The 1,397-nt window shown below is 71.8% G+C and carries 1 protein-coding gene; it reads left to right on the top strand.

What is annotated here, in order from left to right:
- Positions 1-2: 2 nt before the first annotated feature.
- Positions 3-1,397, top strand: a 1,395-nt coding sequence (locus AN218_RS20005; RefSeq protein ID WP_244900545.1) for an AI-2E family transporter, incomplete at its 3' end; no start/stop codon positions are given.

Below are 1,397 nucleotides of genomic sequence, written 5' to 3'. Positions count from 1 at the left end.
AGTTGGCGAAGGAAGCGGCGATCACCAGGCCCGGACGGGTACCGGGGGAGGACCCGCTCGGCGAAGGCGACGGGCCCGGATCCGGAACCGGAACGGGCCCAAGTGCCGGTCCCGGCGCGGGCGTCGGGGCCACCGAGCCGGGGCAGGGCGTACCGTCCGGCGCACAGCCGCCGGGTTCGCTGCCGGGCACCGGACTCGGCGCCGGCGACCAGGGCAGGCCCGCGCCCGCCACGGCGGTGCCCTGGGGCGTACGGGTCGCGGCCGAGGCGGGGTGGCGGCTGCTGGTGCTCGCGGGCCTGGTGTGGGTCCTGATACAGGTGATCAGCTCCATCAGCCTGCTGGTGCTGTCGTTCTCCGCGGGACTGCTCGTGACGGCACTGCTCCAGCCCACCGTCGCGCGGCTGAAGCGGCACGGCGTGGGACGCGGTCTCGCGACGACGATCACCTTCGTCACCGGCTTCGTGGTGATGGGCCTGGTCGGCTGGTTCGTGGTGTGGCAGGTCACGGAGAACCTGCCCACGCTCACCGAACGCGTCCAGCAGGCCATCGAGGAGGGCAAGCGCTGGGCGATCCAGGGCCCCTTCCACGTCTCCGAGAACCAGGTCAACGACATCGCCAAGAACCTCAGCCAGTGGCTGGGCGACAACAGCCAGGAGGTCACCTCCGCGGGGCTCGAAGGCGTCACCGTGCTGCTGGAGTTCCTCTCCGGCGCGGTGCTGACGATGTTCATCACGCTCTTCCTGCTGTACGACGGGCGGGGCATCTGGGGCTGGTTCCTCAAGCTGGTGCCGAGCGGTGCGCGTGAGGGCGTCGCGGGCGCCGGGCCGAGGGCGTGGGTCACGCTCACCGGCTATGTGCGCGGCACCGTGATAGTCGCCATGATCGACGCGATCTTCATCGGCGTCGGCATCTACTTCCTCGACGTGCCCCTGGCCGTTCCGCTCGCCGTCCTGATCTTCATCTTCGCGTTCGTACCGATCGTGGGCGCGGTCGTCTCGGGAGCGCTGGCCGTGCTGGTCGCCTTCGTGACGAACGGTCCGCTCACCGGGCTGCTCGTCCTCGGCGTCGTCCTGCTGGTGCAGCAGATCGAGAGCCATGTGCTCCAACCGTTCATCCTGGGGCGGCTGGTACGGGTGCATCCGCTGGCCGTGGTGCTCGCGGTGACCGGGGGCAGCCTCATCGCGGGGATTCCGGGAGCCGTCGTCGCCGTGCCGCTGGTCGCGGTGATCAACACGGCGACGGGCTATCTGCGGGCGTACTCGGAGGAACAGCGCGGCGGCGCCGTGCCGGGCGGAGCGCCGGGTACGGGGACGGGCGGGGCCGCCCTGGGGTCTGCGTCTGGCGCGGGGTCCGGTGCGGGTGCGGGCGCCACGGGCGGGGGTGCGAGCGGTGGTGCC

The sequence above is a fragment of the Streptomyces nanshensis genome (assembly GCF_001751255.1).
GTDB lineage: Bacteria > Actinomycetota > Actinomycetes > Streptomycetales > Streptomycetaceae > Streptomyces > Streptomyces nanshensis_A.
The sequence above is the reverse complement of the archived record's forward strand: the minus strand, read 5'-3'. Positions and strand labels throughout refer to the sequence as shown.